Source organism: Ruegeria sp. CDSC081, assembly GCF_059610485.1.
Map to the genome: position 1 here is coordinate 163,102 of NZ_JBXWNS010000002.1, position 18,904 is coordinate 182,005.

Here is an 18,904-nt window from a genome sequence, read left to right on the forward strand (position 1 = left end):
TCACTCCGTTGGTTCACCCCAGCGGTCCTTCAGATGCTGAATGATCTGATCGCGGGTCTGTCGGTAGTGATGTAACTTTTCCTCGCGGCTTTCGCCCAGCCCGGTAGGGTCCATTATTGGCCAATAATCGACATCCAGATGAAAAACCCGCGTCAAATCCAGCGCACGGCGCTGGCTGGCCGGCGACAGCGCTACAATCAGATCGAACGAGCTGAGGTCGTCGCCCCATTCCTGCATTTCATCAAACGACCGGGACCGGTGACGTGAAAGCTCGACGTCGATTTCATGACAGACCGAAATGCAAAAGCCATCGATCTCAAGATCGTTGTGCACCCCGGCGGATTGCACATAGGTGCCGGTGCCATAAAACTTCTTCATGATGCCTTCGGCCATCGGAGATCGGACCGAATTGTGGTCGCAACAGAACAAGATGGACTGCGGCAGAGACGTCACCCGTCACCCCCCGAAATGCAATACGCAGATCAACGTAAACAGGCGACGGGCTGTGTCTGAATCAACTTCGGCCTTGCCTTCCAGACGTTCCTGCAACACCCGACTGCCTTCGTTGTGGATACCGCGCCGGGCCATGTCGATGGTTTCTATCTGGCTGGGCGGCAAAGTCTTTACGGCGTCGAAATAGCTTTCACAGATCTGGAAGTAGTCCTTGACCACCTGCCTGAATGGTCCAAGGGACAGATGGAACTCGGCCGCTTTTTCTTCGGCTTCGGTGGCAATGTCGAAGACCAAACGCTTGTCACGGATCGAGAGTTGCACATGATACGGCCCTTCCGGAACCACACGATCATCGCGTTTGGGCAGCGCGAAAGCGTTTTCCTCAAGCAGATCATAGATTGCCACTTTGCGCTCCTGCTCGATCTCGGGTGTCGGCGGGGGCAAGTTTCTATCATCCAGTTCGATGTGCGAAATTCGGGTCATGGTCGTTTGGTCCGTTCAGGTCGGGACAGACTTATCCCAATGGAAATAAATGGGCAACGCAGTGACGGGCCGTCCGACGAAAATCGTCAAAGCGGGTGTTCGGACGGATCTATTCCGTGTTTGCGCAACAGCGTATCGACCAGTGAACCAGAGTTGATTTGGCGGCCAAGAAAGATCTTTCGGAACCAGGATCCAAAAAAATGGACAGACATCTGTTGGTCCCACTTCAGAAAATCCAATTTGGAAAGGTCAGGATCATTCCAAAGGCCGCGATATCGCAATGGGATAGGATAGAGGACCGACCTGTGCACAGCCATCTTATGCTCTGGTGTGCCATAAAGAAAATGAAACAGCATGGGCGGACCAAAGCTGAAAATTGGCAGGCTCCAATAGGTCGACCCGTTGAACATCTGGCGGTAGGTTTCCTTTTGCTCTTGTGTCCACCATGGTGGCACCAGATCGCTGTCAAAAGCATATTTGCACATGGCCTGCAGCCCCGGACTGTCGCAGGGCAACGCAAGTACACCGTTCATGATCCGTTGTTTCTTGAGGTTCGCATTCGGAAAAAGATACCCGTTCTTTGTCTCGAGTGGCCGGACCGCATAAGCATCCGCATCGGCCCAGATATAGTCGGTTTTTTGCATCAACTGCAGACGGAAAAGATCTGCATGAACGGCTACGGATCGGGTTATCGGATCGCGGTAGATCTCGGGAGTATCATAAATTTCGCGGGCATCGCGCGGCTCGATATAATCCGGAATGTCTTCAAGATCGCCATAGTGATAGACGATTGGCTTTTGGTCGACATCGGCGAAGGACTTCAGGCACAGATGTTCCAAAAAGCTAAAGCGCTTACCGATCCAGAGGGTCGCCACACGTTCCAAATCAACCTCCTTTAGATCCGGTCGCACATAAAGAGCGCCGCAATTTGCCCCTTGACTTCAAGCCCTATCGGAGAAAATCGGATGAGGTAATTGCAGGTGTGACCCTCTGACCATAGGTGATCAACCGTTCAATCGCTTCAACCGTGCGGTCACGGACAGGCCGTGCGCCTCGAGGCTTTCCGACTGCGCAAGTTGCTCTGCCGCTGGCCCGATTGCCCGCAGGGCTTCGGGTGTCATCTGGCTGAGAGTCGTGCGTTTCAGGAAATCCATCACACTCAGACCGGAAGAAAAACGCGCCGACCGAGAAGTGGGTAGGACGTGATTAGGCCCACCAACATAATCCCCGATTGCCTCGGGTGTGTATTGACCAAGAAAGATTGCACCTGCGTGAATTGTCTTTTCGCTCAGAGCGACGGGATCTGCGACGCATAGCTCAAGGTGTTCCGGGGCAATTCGGTTCGACAGAGAGGCTGCCTCATCCAGACTGCCCACAGTGATCACCGCACCAAAATCGCGCCAACTGGCCCCGGCTATGGCCCGGCGTTGCAGGGTTTCAAGACGTTTTTCCACGGCTTGCGCCACGGCCCGTCCAAAATCGGCGCTATCCGTGATCAGAATGGATTGAGCACTTTCGTCATGTTCTGCCTGGCTGAGCAGGTCCAGCGCGATCCAATCCGGATCGTTATCCTTGTCGGCAATGACCAGAATCTCGGACGGGCCCGCAATCATGTCGATGCCGACCTTGCCAAAGACACGGCGCTTGGCCGCGGCGACAAAGGCGTTTCCGGGGCCTGTGATCTTGTCCACCGCTGCAATGGTATCTGTTCCATAGGCCAGTGCCGCAATCGCCTGCGCCCCGCCGATGCGATAGACCGTAGTCACGCCTGACAGGCGCGCGGCCAAAAGGACCAGAGGGTTCGCCTGACCGTCTGGGGTGGGCACGGCGATTGCCAGACGCTCGACCCCTGCAACATTGGCCGGGATCGCGTTCATCAGAACCGACGACGGATACGAGGCCAGCCCTCCCGGCACATACAGCCCCGCCGCAGACACTGCGGACCAGCGCCAGCCAAGGGTCGCCCCGGCCTCATCCGTCCATTGGTGATCGGCGGGCATCTGTTTCTCGTGATAGGCCCGGATGCGTTCGGCTGCCAGTTCGAGCGCCTGACGATCCGCGTCCGAGACCTGCGCAATGGCGGCGTCGATTTCCTCTGCCGAAAAGGCCAGCGTATCCGGTGTCAGCTCTAACCGGTCGAATTTGGCCGTCAGTTCGATTACCGCCTCATCCCCACGGACCCGCACATCGTCAATGATCTGCGCGACGATGGCATCCACATCCGGGCTGTCTTCGCGCTTGGCCGACAGCAGGGTCTGAAAAGCCGCGTCAAATTCGGGCGACGTGGTGTCTAGAAAAACGGGCATGATCTGGCACTCCGTGGCGTTTCACCGGGTCATATCGCCGGGATGGGCTGTCCTCAACCCTCAGTCCACCGGGTGCAGCGATTTGCGCATCTCAAAACAGGATATGCTTTTGCGCGCCGCGCAGCCGCCAGTCGGTTTCCAGCCATGCCGGATATAAAACGCCTGGGCCGTCCGTGTCCCCTCAAGCTGTGCCTCGGTGCAACCGGCAGCGGCCAGTTCCTGTTCCAGCCGGGCCAACAACGCGCTTCCCACCCCAAGACCGGTATGAGCCGGGTCGATATAGAGCAGCGTGATCTCGCCGCCCTCACGCAATCCGCCGACAGCCGCAACCTGACCTGCGCGCTCGGCCAGCCAAATCTGCGCTCCGGCCTTGATCCAACCCCGAATGGTCTCCGGGTCTTTATTGGCGGTCCATTCCGCAACGGCCTGCGGATCATCGCCATGATCCGCCTCGCACAGCTGCGTGATCGAACGGATCAGAACCCGGCTTAGATCAAAGACATCAAACACGGTCGCGCGGCGCAACATCAGACCAGCGGGTGGTTCTGAGAAGGCCTGCGCGATACCGCGCTTATTCTGCATGATGCGGCGCTTGCCCCGAAGGCGCCTGATAGGGGCGGGTTACATCCTTGAGCGTGACGTCTATTGCCTCGACCGATAGACGGATCGCGCCATCTCCGGCCAATGTAAGCAAAATCTGACCCGCGCCGTCTTCGCCGGGTTCAAAATCGACCGAAAGCAAGGACATCACCAAATCCTTCTCGCTACGGTCGATACCCTGGCTGGCCACGGTTAGAACGGAAGCGAACACCAGCACAGACTGCACCCTTTCGAATGGACGGCCCCGGCGCGTGGCCGCATCCTTGTCCTCCCAGCGGAAACGGTTCAGCAACAGGCCAAAGCGGCGCTGCGACGGATGCCAGGTCATTTCGGATACGGGGAACACCGCATCCTGTGTCAAAGTCGAGATCACCTGAAGGTCATCCCCATCCTCTGCACCCAGATTCAGTGGAGCCTCACGCCCATCGTGGAAACTTGCGTCTGTCATTGGTCTTTGATCCGTTCAATTTTGGCGCCCACGCCTTCCAACTTGCGCACAACATGCTCATACCCACGATCCAGATGATAGACCCTGCTGACAGTTGTTTCACCTTCAGCAGCCAGCCCCGCCAGTATCAGCGAGACCGAAGCGCGCAGATCTGTCGCCATAACCGGTGCGCCCTTCAGACGTTCGACACCAGTCACGGTTGCCGTGCCACCGTGCACTTCGATATTCGCGCCCATCCGCACCAATTCGGGGGCGTGCATGAAACGGTTCTCGAAAATGCGTTCTTCGAGCACCGAGGTACCTTCGGCCGTGCACATCAGCGCCATCATCTGGGCCTGCAGGTCGGTCGGAAAACCCGGGAACGGCTCGGTCACGACATCCACGGCTTTGACGCGCCCGTTCTTGCGGGCGACCAAAAGACCGTTTGCTGTTTCCGAGACATTCACGCCCGCCGCATCCAGTTTCCCGGCAAATGATTCCACCAGAGACATCCGCCCGCCCAACAGTTCGACTTCTCCACCACAGATCGCCGGCGCCAGCATATAGGTGCCCAGCTCGATCCGGTCAGTCACAACCTGATGGGTGGCACCATGTAACCGGTCTACGCCCTGAATTTCGATGGTCGGCGTGCCTTCACCAGAAATCTGGGCACCCATCTTCCGCAGACACTCGACCAAATCGACGATTTCAGGTTCGCGCGCCGCGTTCTTCAGAACCGTTGTGCCTTTGGCCAGCGTGGCCGCCATGACAATGTTCTCGGTCGCGCCCACGGATGCAAATCGCATCTCATGCACGGCACCTTTCAACCCGCCCACAGCTTTGGCATGCAGATACCCGTCCTTAAGCTCAATCTCAGCCCCTAGCGCCTCGAGCCCTTCGACGTGCAGATCCATCGGACGCGCGCCGATTGCACAGCCTCCGGGCAGCGAGACGACCGCCTGCCCAAACCGCGCCAGCAAAGGACCCAGCACAAGGTTTGACGCGCGCATCTTTCGCACGATGTCATAGTCCGCCGTCTGACTGGTTAGGTCGTGGCTGGACATTGCGATCACCTGACCATCCTGCAATGACGACACCTCGGCCCCCAAGGACTGCAGCAAAGCCGTCATCGTCTTGATGTCGCTCAGCCGAGGCGCATTGGTCAGCGTCAGCGGTTCTTCGCTGAGCAAGGTCGCCGGCATCAGCGTCAGACACGCGTTTTTTGCCCCTGCAATCGGTATCTGACCTTTAAGCGGCCCGTTGCCTGTCACCAGAATCGAATCCATCTGCTCTTATCCCTCGTCTTTGTCGGCTTTGCCGTTCTGGGTTGCCCGCGCCTTAGCCTGCGCCTTACGCCGCGCCATATTCGCTTTGAGCGCCGCTTTCAGCCGCTCTTCGCGCACATCGCCGGATCTGCCGTGTTTTTTAGGTGTATTTTTATCTGCCATAACCTTTCTCTACAGGAGGCGAAAAAAACCGTCCAGACACCCTTGCGCCGCGTTTCGTTTGAGTCTAATCACCCGCCCACAGCGCTGCTGTAGCTCAGAGGTAGAGCACTCCCTTGGTAAGGGAGAGGTCGAGAGTTCAATTCTCTCCAGCAGCACCATCTCATCTTTGCACCTCTGGTTTTCTTTGAAGCTCCGAAACGGGCGGGCAAATGACGTTGAGATATGCCTTGTTTCGACAATATCGCACTGGCTCCGCCGAAGCTGACCTACGTAGCCGACCATGTACAGCTAGGCTGCCGCAAGTTTTGTCCTGACCATCTCTCGCATATCCCTAATCCGGGGCAAACTGTCCACGCAGCCAAGCTTTGAACAGGTCGACATCGATATGCGAAACGTTCAAATGCCGGGCCGCTGCCTCGAAGTTGCTTAACCAACTAAGGGTATTGGATTTGATCTAATCTAGCGACAAATAATTTTTGTGGTAGATAGCCTGTTTTATCATTTTCACTTGCGGCTCAGGTCGCGATACAAGTTTTTGAATTGTCTCAAATCCGAACAGGAAATCTGGACTTGGTCAAACCAGACGTCTCATCGACGAAAGTCAGGATTGCCGCATTCGTGGCCAATCCGGCGCTTGGCTTCGACTTCGTGGCAAACGCGGCCGGTCCTGGCGTTATTGCAGGTTCCAACGTCGTTCATCAGACAAAGGGGTCGGTGGCACCTTGTTCTCGGGAATCGCTTATCAGCTGCTCATCTAGCGGAACTGTTTGTTTGGATTTTTCGTACACTCGGAAGGAATAGAAGATGAAAGTAGGGTTCATTGGACTTGGTAATGTCGGCGGAAAGCTTTCAGGCAGCCTGTTGCGGAACGGAATCGACCTGACGGTTCTTGATCTAAACCGCGACCTGATGGAAGCGGCGGCGGCCAAGGGTGCCAAGTTGGCAGAAAATGCCGCAGCATTGATGCGTGATTGCGATGTCGTCATCACCTGCCTACCCTCGCCTGCCGCATCGGACGCTGTCATGCAGGAGATGCTGCCAGAGGTGAAAGAAGGCAAGATCTGGCTGGAGATGTCTACCACTGACCAAGCCGAAGCCGAACGCCTTGGCGGTATCGTCATCGCCGCCGGTGGTGCCGCAGTCGATTGCCCGGTATCTGGCGGTTGCCACCGCGCCGACACTGGAAATATCTCGATCTTTGCGGGCTGTGACCGCTCAACGTTCGAGCGAGTTCTGCCGTTACTGAAGACAATGGGACGCCGTATCCTGCATACCGGTGAGCTTGGCAGCGCCTCGATGCTCAAGGTACTTACCAATTATCTGGCCACCGTCCATCTGGTCGCCAATGCCGAAGCGTTGGTGACGGCGAAGGCTGCAGGTATGGACCTGAACACAGCCTACGAGGCGATCAAAATTTCGTCCGGTAACAGCTTTTCCCATGTTACCGAAAGCCAGGTAATCCTGAACGGTTCGCGCGATATCTCATTCACCATGGATCTGGTGAAAAAAGATGTGGGCCTGTTCCAGAGTATTGCCGAACGAAACAATGTGCCGCTGGAAGTCTCTCCCTTGATTTGCCAGATTTTTGACGACGGCATTGCACGCTATGGCGATCGCGAGCTATCGCCCAACATTATCCGTCGGTTAGAGGACGCCACCGGTCTTTCCATCCTTGCCCCCGGCTTCCCTGCGGAAATGGCGGATGACGAACCAGAAGAGCCTGGATACGAGGTGATCCCGCAGGGTTCGTCGCACGTCTCAGCCGGCAGCTAGAGCCCGTTTCGGCAGCCACGAGCAAGTTGAGGGCAGGTATCATACCTGCCCCAACGGCCAATGATCAGGGGCTCAATGCCCTTTGAACGGCGTCGCACCAGCTAACTCGGCCTCGAATTGCGGGACTGTATGATGCAATGCGCAGAGCAAAAAATCCGAGGATGAGGCGGATATACGATAGGGACGAAGGTCCGACAGGGCCGTATTGACACTGGGTGAGTGCGTCGGATGTGGACTGCCGACCGCCCAAAAACTCATTTCCTAACACGCCCTCTCTGTGATCCCGACACGCGCCTCTGTTCTTACCCGTCGAGCATAGCGAGAACAGCGTCACGATCGGACAGAACCAGCAACAAAGCGATATCATCCGGTTGTAGCTTTTCGAGTATCATTGATGCGGCTTGTTTGGGCGAAGCGGCTCTGAGTATTTGTTCTGCACCATACCCATGTTCCAACGCTGTCCTTTCGATCAGATCAGAAACTTCCCCCGACTCGCGGCCTCTTAGATACCCTACCAGCTCGGTTGCGACGACCACGTCGGGTTGGAAATTCAGCGCTGTCGCGGTTACGTCCCGGATATCCTGATCCGATCTGTCCCCCGCATGGCTGAGCATGATGAAACGCCGTTTTGCTGGCAAGCTCGACAGCGCATCGCAAACGGCGGAAATCGAATGCGGGTTATGTGCAAAATCCACAAAGACCCGTGCGCCGTTGTATCGGAACTCGTTGCAACGGCCTGGATTATCCTTAGCGTCTGGTTTGAACCCGGCCAACCCATCCCGAGCCGCCTGAACGGGCAAGTCCAGCGCCAAAGCCAGGCACAAGGCCGCCAGCGCGTTCAGGATATTGTATTTCGCAGCGCCGCCCATGGTCAGGGGGACATCGGAAACTGCGATCACCACCTGTTCCGCTGTGCCGTCGAAAAACACGATATCACCCTGCCGCACATAGGCGCAGCACCTGTCTGCATCGCGCGCCCGGCGGATCAGGTCGTTCTGCGCGTCCAGCGAAAACCACCAGATATTCGCCGAGGTATTCTCCGCCTCGGCACGGACAAAGCCGTCATCGGCATTCAGGGCCAGCACGCCCCCCTCGGCCAATGTTCGATGTACGGCGAATTTGGCCTGGGCCAGTTCCGGCACCGTGTTGACCCCATATTGGCCCAGATGGTCGTTGGCTACATTGGTGACAGCCGCCGCCGTGGCGGCGCGGGTCGGCAGACCCCGGCGCAGGATGCCCCCACGGGCGACTTCAAGACAAGCAACCTCCAGCCTTTTATCACGCAGCAACATCCGCCCGCCGCCGGGACCCGAGTAATCGCCACGGTCCAGTATATCATCGCCCACGCGGACAAACTCGGTCGAGGTTAGCCCAGCGACCTTGCCCGAAGCGCGTGCGATAGCCTCAAGCAGCCGGGTCGTGGTGGTCTTGCCGTTGGTTCCGGTGATGAACGCGACCGGGACATCATGCAGCGCAGACCAGTCCACCTCACCCGGGGTGGGCAGCCCATCAACAGGCCAAGTCTGACTGCCTGTACCATGCCCGATCGACACCTCGTCATCATCGCAAAGGATATCCACGCCATGCGCCTCAGCCGCGGCGATCAAGGCGATCAGAGCAGGATTGGCTTCCATTTCCATGACGCCTTTGACATCCGCAACCATCTGATCGAAATCTCCGGGCTCGGATGCCAGCAGTTCTGCAGCACAGAAATGCCAGGCGGTTTGCGCTGCGAATATCCCGGAATAGAGCTGATCCATCGGTGCCGAGATCGCCAGATTGACGCCGCCCGTAAAGGTACGGTGGATCAGACCCTGCCCCTGCCAGCCCAGTGCGTCCAGAACCCGGCGCGCATGCTTCTCCCACAAGTCGGTGATCTGCGTCGCGTCGATATCAGTGAAGAAAACATCCATCACCGCGCCGGGTCGGTTCCATAGCAGGCCCGGCCCGGTCAGACGCCGGGCGTCATCCACCTGAATATGGTCAACGGTCGCGCTTTCTATTGTCAGCGCGGTCTCAAGCTCTTCGATCCGGTCCATTCCGGTGCCTCCGCTCAATCCGCGTCTTCGCTGATTTCACGGGCCAGACGCACGCCACGCTCATCCCGGATCAGGTTCTGGTCGCCTTCGAACATATCTTCGAACGAGGTTTCGGTGGGGGCTGCCACAGGTGCGACCTCGGGTTCTTCGCCATCAGAATTGAAATAGATGATCTGTTTCCAGCAGCGCGTTGTGTCATCACCAAAGATCACCAACAGATCGCCCTGTCCGGCCTGTTCCAACGCGGCACTGACCGCTTCGACCTCGTCGGGGATGACCGTGATGGCTGCGGCATCCACGCCGTTGTCGATCAGGGCTTGACGCATCATCTGCGGCACCTCGTCATGCCCGCGTCCGCGACGGCGGTCATCTGCCTTGCAGATGAAATGATCAAAATGTCCGGCCAGGGCGGCGGCCCCATCGACAATATCTTCGTCGCGCCGGTCGCCAGGCATCGCTACCACGCACAGCCTGCGGCCCTTGATCTCTAACTGATCGGCCAGTGCCGCCATCGCTTTCAGCGCGGCGGGGTTATGGCCATAATCGAGGATCACCTTGAAGGGATGTTCGTCATAGACATTCATCCGTCCAGGTGCCTGAAAATAGCTGGTGTCGAAGGTGCGCAGCCCATGACGGATATTATCCAGATCCACGCCGAAACTATAGGCCATCGCGGCGGCGAACATCGCATTCTGGACGTTGAAAATCGCCTTGCCTTCCAACGTCGCCGGGATCAGATGCGACCACAGAACCGGGATATGAAGCCCGTTGTCATAGATGGTCAGCATGTCACCATTCATGCCTTTTTCAAGCACGATAGCCTTGCCGCCGGCCTTGATATGTTCCTTGACCAGACTGTGCGCTGGATTGGTCGTGACATAGAAAATCTGATCCGCTTGAGCGTAGTCGGCCATTTTCAGACAGTTGATGTCATCGGCATTCAGCACCGCAGTCTCCACAGCGCTTTCAACCACCACGCGCTTGACAACGGCCAGCTCCTCGACCGTGTTTATGCCGCCGAGACCTAGATGATCGGCCGAGACATTCAGACACGCCGCCACGTTCGACCGCTGATAGCCCAGACCGGACCGCACAAGCCCGCCGCGTGCGGTTTCCATCACTGCAAAATCGACCGCCGGATCACGCAGGACGATCTGCGCGGATTTCGGTCCCGTCATGTCGCCCTTAACGCTTAGTTTACCGTCCACATAAACGCCATCGGTCGAGGTCATGCCAACGGTCTTGCTGCTGGTTTTCATAATATGCCCCAGCATCCGCGAGGTCGTCGTCTTGCCGTTGGTGCCTGTGATCGCCGCAATCGGGATGCGGGTTTCTTCGGTGGCTGGGAACAACATGTCGATCACTCTGCCCGCCACGTCGCGAGGCTGACCTTCGGACGGCGCCACGTGCATCCGAAAGCCCGGGGCGGCGTTCACCTCGACTATAGCTCCGCCAATATCCTTGTAGGATTTGGTGATGTCGTCGATCAGAAAATCCACACCTCCCACATCCAATCCAACCGCCATTATGGCGCGTTCGGCCATGTCACGATTGTCAGGATGCACCACATCCGTCAGATCAATCGCTGTCCCCCCCGTCGACAGATTTGCCGTTGAACGGAGATAGAAGATCTCGCCTTCCGACAGCACGGTTTCTTCGGTCACGCCCGCATTCTCCATCAGGCGTTTGGCCTGATTGTCGATTTCCAGCATGGTCAGCACTTTCTCGTGTCCGATGCCACGGCGCGGGTCCTGGTTCACGATGTCAACCAGCTCGGCAATCGTGTGTGTGCCGTCGCCAACGACATGTCCGGGGACACGCTTGGCCACCGCAACCAGTTTGTTGTTCACAACCAGCATTCGGTGGTCAAAACCGGTGATGAAGCTTTCCACCAGAATGGCCCTGCTGCGAGAATGTTCCTTGGCTTCGGCAAAACCGGCCTCGACCTCGGACTCTGAATTCAGATTGATCGAAACACCGCGCCCATGATTGGCGTCGAGCGGCTTGACGACAACAGGAAACCCGATACGCCCCGCTGCTTTTGCCGCCTCGCGTGCCGAATAGACCATGCGCTGCTGTGGTACCGGCAGGCCCAGATCGTTCAGCAGATTGTGGGTATCTTCCTTGTCGCAGGAAATCTCGACCGAGATATGTTTGGTCTCAGAAGTGATGGTAGCCTGGATGCGTTTCTGATACTTCCCGTGTCCGAACTGCACCAGCGAGCCAGAGTTCAGCCTGATCCACGGAATGTCCCGCTCTTGTGCCGCCTTGACCAACGAGCCGGTCGAGGGGCCAAATTCTTTGCGCTGCGCCCGCAGCACAAAGCTGCGTAACTCATCATCCCAGTTGAAATCTGGATCAAAGTCGTAATCCACCTGGTCCTTGAGGGAGTGTGGCAACAGATGCATTAGCAGACGCATCGCCAGCTTGCCCGCATCCAGTCCGACATCGCGCTGGCGGTATTCATAGACCATGTTGTACTGGCCGGGTTCGCCAGTGCCGCGCGTTCGGCCAAAAGTCACATCCGTACCAGCTACGTTCTGAACCTCGATAGCGCAATGTTCCAGCACATGACCCAGCCAGGTGCCCTCATCTTCGCGCAGGCGGCGGATGAACCCGCCGGGTTCGCGATAGGAACAGCCATGTTCTGTCAAACCGGGAAGTGCCGCGACCAGAGCGTCGATAAATTCCGAACCAATCTTTGCCGAAGGCCATTCTTCCAGAATACCCAGATCGATAACGTGGCGAATAACCGGAAAACTTGCCCAAACATTCGGGCCGACAAAGACGTTGGTCGAAATTATTTTCATGAGGCACCCTGTTGGTTAGTTTTTATTTTCCCCCGCCGGCGCCCTCGTCCCCGGACAGGTCCGGCAATGTACAGAACGCCATATGCTCATCCGGCGGAAACGCCTGGCGAGCCGTCAGATCATAACGGCACCCTTCGCCCAGAACGTCAAGCCGAAGTCCCAGAAGGCTCAACGCCTCTCCGCGGCGGGCATCCCACATCGATGAATGCGTCAGATGGCTGGCATCCACCACAGTGACCGTTCCGCTACCCACTACCTCAAGGACGTTATCGGGCCCAATGAAGGCCGCCGTGTCTTCGTCAACGCCCAACCCGATCAGGAAAGGGTTGAAAGATGAGGCGGTTAACAGGCGCCCCAGGCGGTTACGTTGCGTGAAATGCTGGTCAATGATGACCGCATTGGTCAAACCCATGCCCGGGGCCAGAGTGATATTGCCTTCGGCTGGGGCCGAATTGCTGCTGCCGCCTGCAACCATATGCTCGGACATGACCGACGCCCCGGCTGAGGTTCCCGCAATCGGTATCCCCGCCGCATTCCGGCGCCGGATTTTTTGAGCAACAAGCGTGCCACCCAGAATCGCCGACAAGCGCAGCTGGTTCCCGCCGGTCATGAATATCCCGGTGGCGCGGTCCAACATCTCGGCATAGTCGGGATTGTCGCAATCGGCGCGACGCGAGATGGGCAGGAACTCAACCTGACCCGCTCCAAGCTCAGAGAATATGCGGTTATAATCCGGCCCTGTTTCTTCCAGCATCGAGGCTGTCGGGATCACGACAATATCGGCATCGCCGCCGCCGGACAGCTCCACGAATTTGCGGTGAATCTGCATTTCCTTGACGCGGTCTTCGCCACCACCGATCGGGATGATGAACCCGCGCGGGGTCTCTGCATCAATGGGTGCAGGGCACATATCTTAACTACCTTCCGGAGCTATAGCGGGCAGCCACCGGGGACCGCGCGGACGTTCAAATCTGTTCATACATGCCGCGCCGGGCTATCTGGCCATCGCGGACATGCCATTCCCCCCGGGCCATCACATGCCGCACGGCGGTGTTTTCGTCAAGAACCACCAGATCGGCCTCCATACCCACTTTCAAACGGCCCTTTCGATGTAGCTTGAGCAGATCAGCGACATTAGAGGTCATCGGAGCAAGCGCATCAGACAGGGACATTCCTTTATCGGTCAAGTCGCGCAGTGTTTCGGGCAGAGTGTCCGACAATCCCACACCGAACCGTGTCAGATTGCCTTCACGGTCAAAGGCCGGCAAGCAGCCACCGCCGTCAGAGCTGATGGTGAAACGGTCCGCACGACCACCCAGATCGCGAAATTGGATATAGGCCTCGGCGGCTGATATGCCCGGCTCGATATGTTCGCAGGGGAATGCGGTCGCGTCGATGTAACATCCGTGCCGCGCCAACGCGACGGCCTGTTCAAAGAGGGGTTTGTTGCGATTGACATGAGTTGGATTGAAGACGCGTGCGGGGATTTCGCAGGTTGCGATCGCCTGTTCCAACATCGACAGGCCCCTGTCGCCGTCACCCATATGGCAATGCACGATCCCTGCCTTGCCGGTCATCAGGCCCGCGACATGCGCCTCACTTGCGATCCGCAGAAACTCGTCCATTGTCGGTTGGCTTGACCGGTGATCACTGATCGCCAGTTCCCCAACGCCGATAACCGGGTCAAGAAACACGATATCACCCCGGGCCGAACCGGTGAGCGTGGTCAGTGGGACGTGATAGCCACCAGTGTGACACCAAGCCGAAAGCCCCTCCTCCCGCAGCCCATAGGCCTGCTGCACCAACGTCTGCGTGTTGCGGGTCAGATCGTCCGTCCCCAATACCCCCACAACCGACGTGACCCCGGCACGGGTGAACGAGGACAGGACCATCGGCGGCACCCGGCTGGCTGGCCCGGTTTCACCGCCACCACCCGTGATATGCGCATGTCCGTCGATCAAACCCGGAACAACCGATGCACCTTCGACGTCAACGACTTCAGCCTGAAGCGGATCCGGCAGTTCGGGTTGAGTGCTACCGAGGTAAATAATGCGTTCACCTGCGGTGAGAATATGGCCTAAACCAACAGGCTCAGGCGTATAGAGCCGCGCATTCTTGATCAGTTTCAACACGTTTCATACCCGTCAGTAAGAGCAAAGACATCCTTTCTTGCACTGAAAGTCAGCAGAAGAACCATCCCTTAATTCGGAGAAAGCGTAAATGTCGGGCGCAGGCCTTAAAGGCAAAATCTTAGGAGCGCTGAGGTAAAGTTGGGCATTTGCGCAATTCGCCGCGCCAGACGCTTTCGGATCGGAACAACCGTAAGAAGCGAATGTAGCGGAGGCAGTGAAACCTTTGTTGACAGCCGCCTCACTGAGAAAAGGCCCGCCGGAATGGTGGGCCTTTCTATTTTCACGTTCAGCTCTTTTTGCCGACATTTTCTTCGAATGAGACTTCAAAAGCCGCCTGCTTTTCAGGACTGGCTTCGGTCTGATACTTGGCTTTCCATTCGCTCATGGTCATCCCGTAAAAGATCTGACGGGCTTCGTCCTTGTCCATCTCAATGCCCTGTTCATTGGCCGCTTCCTGATACCAGCGCGACAGGCAGTTGCGGCAAAATCCGGCCAGGTTCATCATGTCGATGTTCTGAACATCGGTCCGGTCTTCCATCAGGTGCTGCTGCAACCTGCGGAATGCGGCGGCCTGAAGTTCGGTTTCGGTTTTCTGGTCCATGTTCTCGTTCCGGATGCTTGCCCAATATGTTCAAGAAGACCTAACAACCCAAGCGGGCCGTTTCAATCATCAGCAACACCTCAGTGCGCTAGGCCAGTTTCAACGCCAGCCAGGGCACGATGAAAAAGATAAGCACCAGAATTTTGTAATTGGCCAGATACCTGAAATACGCACGTTTCACATCCGCGCGGTCCATTTGGAACATCCGACTATGGATGCCAGCCGCCCAATCCTGCATCAGCACGACCATCAGGGTCGAAAACAGTAACACAGCAAGGTTGATCACCGCCATCCAGCCGAAAACAGATGTCAAAAGCTCTTGCGTCATGATCGCCTCCTTTCGCCTGATATATGGGGTTTCGGGCGTGGTCGCTCAATGGTGCGCGGGCTCTCAGCTGCCGAAAGTCACAATTCGCTATGCGAAAGGGCGTCTTCCAGGACAATTCCCAGACGTTCGGCCCATGCGCGCTGCCCCGCGTGGTCGGCGATCAAGTCATTGCGCAGTTCGATCAACGCATTAGGGCGGCCAAAGGCAGTGCAATGCTTGTCGATCGCATCGCCCGGCAGAACGCCAGTATAGGGTTCATTGACGCCAACACATAGGTCCTTTTCAGCCTGCAACCGGTGGATCAGTGGGCGCGAAAAACGCTCATCCGGAGTGTGCAGCACACCGACATGCCAGGGACGCGGTTCGCGTCCACGCAACTGCCGGGTGAAGGAATGCATCGACACGATCACTGCATGGGGGAGTGCGGCCAGCTCAGCCAATGCCCTATGGTAAGGGCGGTAACACATGTTCAGACGCCGCTCGCGCTCATCCGCATCGGCGTGACGGTTGCCGGGAATGATTGACCCATCATACAATTTCATCACAAGAGTCGGGTCGTCCTCGCCTCGGTTCGGATCGATCACAAGGCGCGAGAAATTCGCCGCGATCACAGGGGCGTTCAGAATTTCACCCAGATGTTTCGATACTTCATAGGCGCCCACGTCATAGGCGATGTGGCGCTCCATATCCTCACGCGGCAAGCCAAGATCCCCACCATTGATTCCCGGTGGAACAGTATTGGTCGCGTGGTCACATGTGATCAGCCAGCGGGAAGGGCGATCCGCGCCATGGATAAAAAACGGAGAATACGTCATAAGCCTGTCATGTTGTTTCCGGCAGGTTTAGGACAGTTGCTTCGGAAAGGGAATTGCGCAATAAGCGGGCAGAGTCGATGTTTGCGGTAACATTCGCGCAAATTCAGGACATGATTTGAGGAGAACAAGGTCAATGCGACGCCTGAGAAATGTGAAAATCGTGGCGACGCTGGGGCCGGCGTCCAATGACTATGACACCATTCGCGCGTTGCACGAAGCCGGAGCCGACGTATTTCGCCTGAACATGAGCCATGGGAGCCATGACGAAATCCGCGAGCGGCACCGGATCATCCGTCAGGTCGAAAAGGATCTGGACAGCCCTATCGCCATTCTTGCAGATCTGCAGGGGCCAAAGCTGCGTGTCGGCGTATTTGCCAATGATGCGGAAGAGCTGATCGAGGGTGCCGTGTTTCGGTTGGATCTGGATCCGGCCCCGGGCGACGCAGGCCGCGTATGCCTGCCCCATCCCGAGATTTTTGCTGCGCTGGAACCCGGTGCGCGCCTCTTGGTCAATGATGGCAAAATTCGCCTGATCGTACAGGATTGCGGCCAGGATCATGCGAATTGTACCGTCGAGGTCGGCGGGACAATTTCGAACCGAAAAGGCGTGAACGTGCCGGATGTCGTGCTGCCCTTGGCCGCGTTGTCCGCCAAGGATCGTGGTGATCTGGAATTCGTCTGCCAGCTGGGTGTGGATTGGTTGGCGCTGAGTTTCGTTCAGCGGGCCAAGGATGTTTTTGAGGCTCGGGCACTGGCCGATGGGCGCGCCTCGATCCTGTCCAAGATTGAAAAGCCTGCCGCGGTTGAGGCGTTTGACGACATCCTCGATGCCTCTGACGGCATTATGGTTGCGCGCGGAGATCTGGGCGTGGAGCTACCGGTTTCCGCGGTGCCCCCGATCCAGAAACGTCTGGTCCGCCGGTGCCGTAGCGCCGCCAAGCCGGTGATTGTGGCCACACAGATGCTGGAAAGCATGATCGAAAGCCCGATGCCCACGCGGGCCGAGGTTTCAGATGTGGCAACCGCTATCTATGAGGGCACAGACGCCATCATGCTAAGCGCGGAATCCGCCGCAGGTTCCTATCCGATCGAGGCCGTGCAGACCATGAACAAGGTCGCCATCGAGGTCGAAGCCGACCCCACCTATGATCAGATCATCGCGGCATCGCGCACGGCAAAGGGAACAACCGTGGCCGATGGTATCGTCGCCGCCGCTCGCGAAATTGCCGAGAAAACGGATATCAAGGCAATCTGTTGTTTCACTCAAAGCGGCACAACTGCGCTGTTGACCGCGCGCGAACGCCCCGGAGTTCCGATCATTGCAATGACCCCTGCAAAGGGAACAGCCCGTCGGTTATGCCTGAGCTGGGGCTGCCATTGCGTAATGACGCCCGAGCTTGAGCGTTTCAAAGGGGCGGTCGTCAGCGCCGCCCGTGCTGCTCGTTCTGGTGGATTTGCAACTGACACGGATCAGATCGTTGTCACCGCCGGTGTTCCGTTCAACGTGCCCGGCACGACCAATATCCTGCGGATCGCGCCTTGCGACGAAAGGCTGATCTATAACACGGATCCTGGCTGATCAGGCGGGTATGACATTCTGCCCGACCGGTTCCTTGACGATCTCCATCACGGTAAAGGAACTGGTCTGGTGAATGCCCGGAAGCTTATTGATCTTTTCCCCCAGGGTCTGGCGGAAATGGGCGATGTCGCGTGTGCGAACGGTTAACAGATAGTCAAACGACCCCGCCACCATCAGGCAGCTTTCGATTTCGGTGACATCGCGCACGGCATCGTTGAATTTATCCAATGAGTTCTCAGACGTTGCAGCCAGGGAAACCTGCACAACCGTCATATGCCCGAGACCCAACCGCTCCTTGTCCAGAACGGCGCTGTATCCGGTGATATAGCCGGTTCTTTCCAGTCGTTTTACACGCTCTGAGCACGGGGTGTTGGTCAGGTTTACCCGCATGGCAAGCTCGACGATCGGCAGGCGGCCATTGGCTTCCAATTCCCGCAGGATGCGTTGATCGATCTTGTCCAATTCTCTGTCCATTAGGAAAATTCCCTGTAATTTTGGCGCATAATGGGGTAATTTACTGAAAATAGACCAAAAATAACACCATTTCCTAGTGATTTTTCCTGATACTGGCTTGAGGGCAGTCTACAATAAATGCTCCAAGTTCCGGCTGCCCTGCCGGGGGCACGGGCCCCGGTCAAATGAACAATAAATGGAGGAACGAGATGACAACAAAAATTGTCATAGGACTGGACGGGACAGAATCCGGAGAACGTGCCATCGCTTTCGCCAAAGATTTGGCTGAAAGGATTGGTTCATGCGAGCTTCTGGTTGCATATGTCATTGAATGGTCGCCCTACACTTTTCAGACACCTGAAGAAAACGCAAAGCGGCACATGCGGCGTGAGGAGGAGATTGAACTAGCAACGACACGGGTGGTGGCACCCGCCGTCGACGCCCTGAAGGCCGCGGGCTTCGCCGCGACCGGAGTGGTGCGCCACGGAGATGTGGCTGAAACGCTGAATGCCATCACGGTAGACAGCAAGGCCGTACAGATTGTCGTTGGACGCTCGTCCGCGGATGGCCTCAAAAAGCGTATCTTCGGCAGCTCAACACAAAACCTTGTGATGCATGCCGATGTACCGGTCACGGTCGTGAATTGAGGGAGGCACA

The 18,904-nt window shown here is 57.2% G+C and carries 19 protein-coding genes and 1 tRNA gene; 4 read left to right on the forward strand and 16 right to left on the reverse strand.

Annotated elements, in window-relative coordinates; genetic code table 11:
- The 8 genes from AC2FH9_RS03740 to AC2FH9_RS03775 form a co-directional block, all read right to left on the reverse strand.
- Positions 1–453: an arsenate-mycothiol transferase ArsC gene (locus AC2FH9_RS03740; protein WP_142639018.1), complete on the reverse strand. Its 453-nt coding sequence runs from the start codon at positions 451–453 to the stop codon at positions 1–3.
- Positions 454–456: 3 nt separating this feature from the next.
- Positions 457–936: a UPF0262 family protein gene (locus AC2FH9_RS03745; RefSeq protein WP_496793044.1), complete on the reverse strand. Its 480-nt coding sequence runs from the start codon at positions 934–936 to the stop codon at positions 457–459.
- Positions 937–1,022: 86 nt separating this feature from the next.
- Positions 1,023–1,820 carry a hypothetical protein gene (locus AC2FH9_RS03750; protein ID WP_496749237.1) on the reverse strand — a complete coding sequence of 266 codons (798 nt, stop codon included), beginning with the start codon at positions 1,818–1,820 and terminating at the stop codon, positions 1,023–1,025.
- Between the two features lie 120 nt (positions 1,821–1,940).
- Complete coding sequence (gene hisD, locus AC2FH9_RS03755) at positions 1,941–3,242, reverse strand: histidinol dehydrogenase (RefSeq protein WP_496870862.1); 1,302 nt, start codon at positions 3,240–3,242, stop codon at positions 1,941–1,943.
- Between the two features lie 60 nt (positions 3,243–3,302).
- Positions 3,303–3,824 carry a GNAT family N-acetyltransferase gene (locus AC2FH9_RS03760; protein ID WP_496692235.1) on the reverse strand — a complete coding sequence of 174 codons (522 nt, stop codon included), beginning with the start codon at positions 3,822–3,824 and terminating at the stop codon, positions 3,303–3,305.
- A complete protein-coding gene (locus tag AC2FH9_RS03765) occupies positions 3,814–4,290 on the reverse strand; it encodes a DUF2948 family protein (RefSeq protein ID WP_281973613.1) in 477 nt (158 codons plus the stop codon). The genes AC2FH9_RS03760 and AC2FH9_RS03765 overlap by 11 nt, the downstream gene beginning before the upstream one ends.
- Positions 4,287–5,555, reverse strand: coding sequence for a UDP-N-acetylglucosamine 1-carboxyvinyltransferase (murA, locus tag AC2FH9_RS03770; RefSeq protein WP_281973612.1), 1,269 nt, complete (start codon positions 5,553–5,555; stop codon positions 4,287–4,289). The genes AC2FH9_RS03765 and murA overlap by 4 nt, the downstream gene beginning before the upstream one ends.
- Before the next feature lie 6 nt (positions 5,556–5,561).
- The gene (locus AC2FH9_RS03775) at positions 5,562–5,717 is read right to left on the reverse strand and encodes a hypothetical protein (RefSeq protein WP_496696796.1); all 156 of its coding nucleotides are present in this window, start codon (positions 5,715–5,717) and stop codon (positions 5,562–5,564) included.
- 83 nt (positions 5,718–5,800) lie between these two features.
- Between AC2FH9_RS03775 and AC2FH9_RS03780 the strand changes: the two genes are divergently transcribed.
- Both AC2FH9_RS03780 and AC2FH9_RS03785 read left to right on the forward strand, forming a co-directional pair.
- A tRNA-Thr gene (locus tag AC2FH9_RS03780) sits at positions 5,801–5,875 on the forward strand.
- 646 nt (positions 5,876–6,521) lie between these two features.
- Positions 6,522–7,490: an NAD(P)-dependent oxidoreductase gene (locus tag AC2FH9_RS03785; protein WP_496702225.1), complete on the forward strand. Its 969-nt coding sequence runs from the start codon at positions 6,522–6,524 to the stop codon at positions 7,488–7,490.
- A 302-nt stretch (positions 7,491–7,792) separates the two neighbouring features.
- Here AC2FH9_RS03785 and AC2FH9_RS03790 read toward each other — a convergent pair whose 3' ends face one another.
- The 7 genes from AC2FH9_RS03790 to AC2FH9_RS03820 form a co-directional block, all read right to left on the reverse strand.
- Positions 7,793–9,529: a Mur ligase family protein gene (locus AC2FH9_RS03790; RefSeq protein ID WP_496870865.1), complete on the reverse strand. Its 1,737-nt coding sequence runs from the start codon at positions 9,527–9,529 to the stop codon at positions 7,793–7,795.
- Between the two features lie 14 nt (positions 9,530–9,543).
- Complete coding sequence (cphA, locus tag AC2FH9_RS03795) at positions 9,544–12,339, reverse strand: cyanophycin synthetase (protein WP_496749241.1); 2,796 nt, start codon at positions 12,337–12,339, stop codon at positions 9,544–9,546.
- Between the two features lie 22 nt (positions 12,340–12,361).
- Complete coding sequence (locus AC2FH9_RS03800) at positions 12,362–13,249, reverse strand: cyanophycinase (RefSeq protein ID WP_142637921.1); 888 nt, start codon at positions 13,247–13,249, stop codon at positions 12,362–12,364.
- A 55-nt stretch (positions 13,250–13,304) separates the two neighbouring features.
- Positions 13,305–14,471, reverse strand: a complete 1,167-nt coding sequence (iadA, locus tag AC2FH9_RS03805) for a beta-aspartyl-peptidase (protein ID WP_496749242.1) — start codon at positions 14,469–14,471, stop codon at positions 13,305–13,307.
- Between the two features lie 286 nt (positions 14,472–14,757).
- Complete coding sequence (locus tag AC2FH9_RS03810; RefSeq protein WP_142637917.1) at positions 14,758–15,072, reverse strand: DUF1244 domain-containing protein; 315 nt, start codon at positions 15,070–15,072, stop codon at positions 14,758–14,760.
- Between the two features lie 88 nt (positions 15,073–15,160).
- Positions 15,161–15,400 carry a DUF6868 family protein gene (locus AC2FH9_RS03815; RefSeq protein ID WP_496689976.1) on the reverse strand — a complete coding sequence of 80 codons (240 nt, stop codon included), beginning with the start codon at positions 15,398–15,400 and terminating at the stop codon, positions 15,161–15,163.
- Between the two features lie 77 nt (positions 15,401–15,477).
- Positions 15,478–16,215 carry an N-formylglutamate amidohydrolase gene (locus AC2FH9_RS03820; RefSeq protein WP_496749243.1) on the reverse strand — a complete coding sequence of 246 codons (738 nt, stop codon included), beginning with the start codon at positions 16,213–16,215 and terminating at the stop codon, positions 15,478–15,480.
- Between the two features lie 133 nt (positions 16,216–16,348).
- Between AC2FH9_RS03820 and pyk the strand changes: the two genes are divergently transcribed.
- On the forward strand, positions 16,349–17,794 hold the full coding sequence (gene pyk, locus AC2FH9_RS03825) for a pyruvate kinase (protein ID WP_142637911.1): 1,446 nt from the start codon (positions 16,349–16,351) through the stop codon (positions 17,792–17,794).
- Here the strand turns inward: pyk and AC2FH9_RS03830 are convergent, their stop codons facing one another.
- Positions 17,795–18,268, reverse strand: coding sequence for an Lrp/AsnC family transcriptional regulator (locus AC2FH9_RS03830; protein WP_142637909.1), 474 nt, complete (start codon positions 18,266–18,268; stop codon positions 17,795–17,797). It abuts the gene before it with no gap.
- A gap of 188 nt (positions 18,269–18,456) precedes the next feature.
- Here AC2FH9_RS03830 and AC2FH9_RS03835 point away from each other — a divergent pair, with 188 nt between their 5' ends.
- Positions 18,457–18,894: a universal stress protein gene (locus AC2FH9_RS03835; RefSeq protein WP_142637907.1), complete on the forward strand. Its 438-nt coding sequence runs from the start codon at positions 18,457–18,459 to the stop codon at positions 18,892–18,894.
- Positions 18,895–18,904: the final 10 nt, after the last annotated feature.

What these genes read in the sequence shown, in the direction of transcription:
- AC2FH9_RS03745 (WP_496793044.1), bottom strand. Translation starts at nt 936, where the DNA reads ATGACCCGAATTTCGCACATCGAACTGGATGATAGAAACTTGCCCCCG.
- hisD (WP_496870862.1), bottom strand. Translation starts at nt 3,242, where the DNA reads ATGCCCGTTTTTCTAGACACCACGTCGCCCGAATTTGACGCGGCTTTT.
- AC2FH9_RS03760 (WP_496692235.1), bottom strand. Translation starts at nt 3,824, where the DNA reads ATGCAGAATAAGCGCGGTATCGCGCAGGCCTTCTCAGAACCACCCGCT.
- AC2FH9_RS03765 (WP_281973613.1), bottom strand. Translation starts at nt 4,290, where the DNA reads ATGACAGACGCAAGTTTCCACGATGGGCGTGAGGCTCCACTGAATCTG.
- murA (WP_281973612.1), bottom strand. Translation starts at nt 5,555, where the DNA reads ATGGATTCGATTCTGGTGACAGGCAACGGGCCGCTTAAAGGTCAGATA.
- AC2FH9_RS03775 (WP_496696796.1), bottom strand. Translation starts at nt 5,717, where the DNA reads ATGGCAGATAAAAATACACCTAAAAAACACGGCAGATCCGGCGATGTG.
- AC2FH9_RS03785 (WP_496702225.1), top strand. Translation starts at nt 6,522, where the DNA reads ATGAAAGTAGGGTTCATTGGACTTGGTAATGTCGGCGGAAAGCTTTCA.
- AC2FH9_RS03790 (WP_496870865.1), bottom strand. Translation starts at nt 9,529, where the DNA reads ATGGACCGGATCGAAGAGCTTGAGACCGCGCTGACAATAGAAAGCGCG.
- cphA (WP_496749241.1), bottom strand. Translation starts at nt 12,339, where the DNA reads ATGAAAATAATTTCGACCAACGTCTTTGTCGGCCCGAATGTTTGGGCA.
- AC2FH9_RS03800 (WP_142637921.1), bottom strand. Translation starts at nt 13,249, where the DNA reads ATGTGCCCTGCACCCATTGATGCAGAGACCCCGCGCGGGTTCATCATC.
- AC2FH9_RS03810 (WP_142637917.1), bottom strand. Translation starts at nt 15,072, where the DNA reads ATGGACCAGAAAACCGAAACCGAACTTCAGGCCGCCGCATTCCGCAGG.
- AC2FH9_RS03815 (WP_496689976.1), bottom strand. Translation starts at nt 15,400, where the DNA reads ATGACGCAAGAGCTTTTGACATCTGTTTTCGGCTGGATGGCGGTGATC.
- AC2FH9_RS03820 (WP_496749243.1), bottom strand. Translation starts at nt 16,215, where the DNA reads ATGACGTATTCTCCGTTTTTTATCCATGGCGCGGATCGCCCTTCCCGC.
- pyk (WP_142637911.1), top strand. Translation starts at nt 16,349, where the DNA reads ATGCGACGCCTGAGAAATGTGAAAATCGTGGCGACGCTGGGGCCGGCG.
- AC2FH9_RS03830 (WP_142637909.1), bottom strand. Translation starts at nt 18,268, where the DNA reads ATGGACAGAGAATTGGACAAGATCGATCAACGCATCCTGCGGGAATTG.
- AC2FH9_RS03835 (WP_142637907.1), top strand. Translation starts at nt 18,457, where the DNA reads ATGACAACAAAAATTGTCATAGGACTGGACGGGACAGAATCCGGAGAA.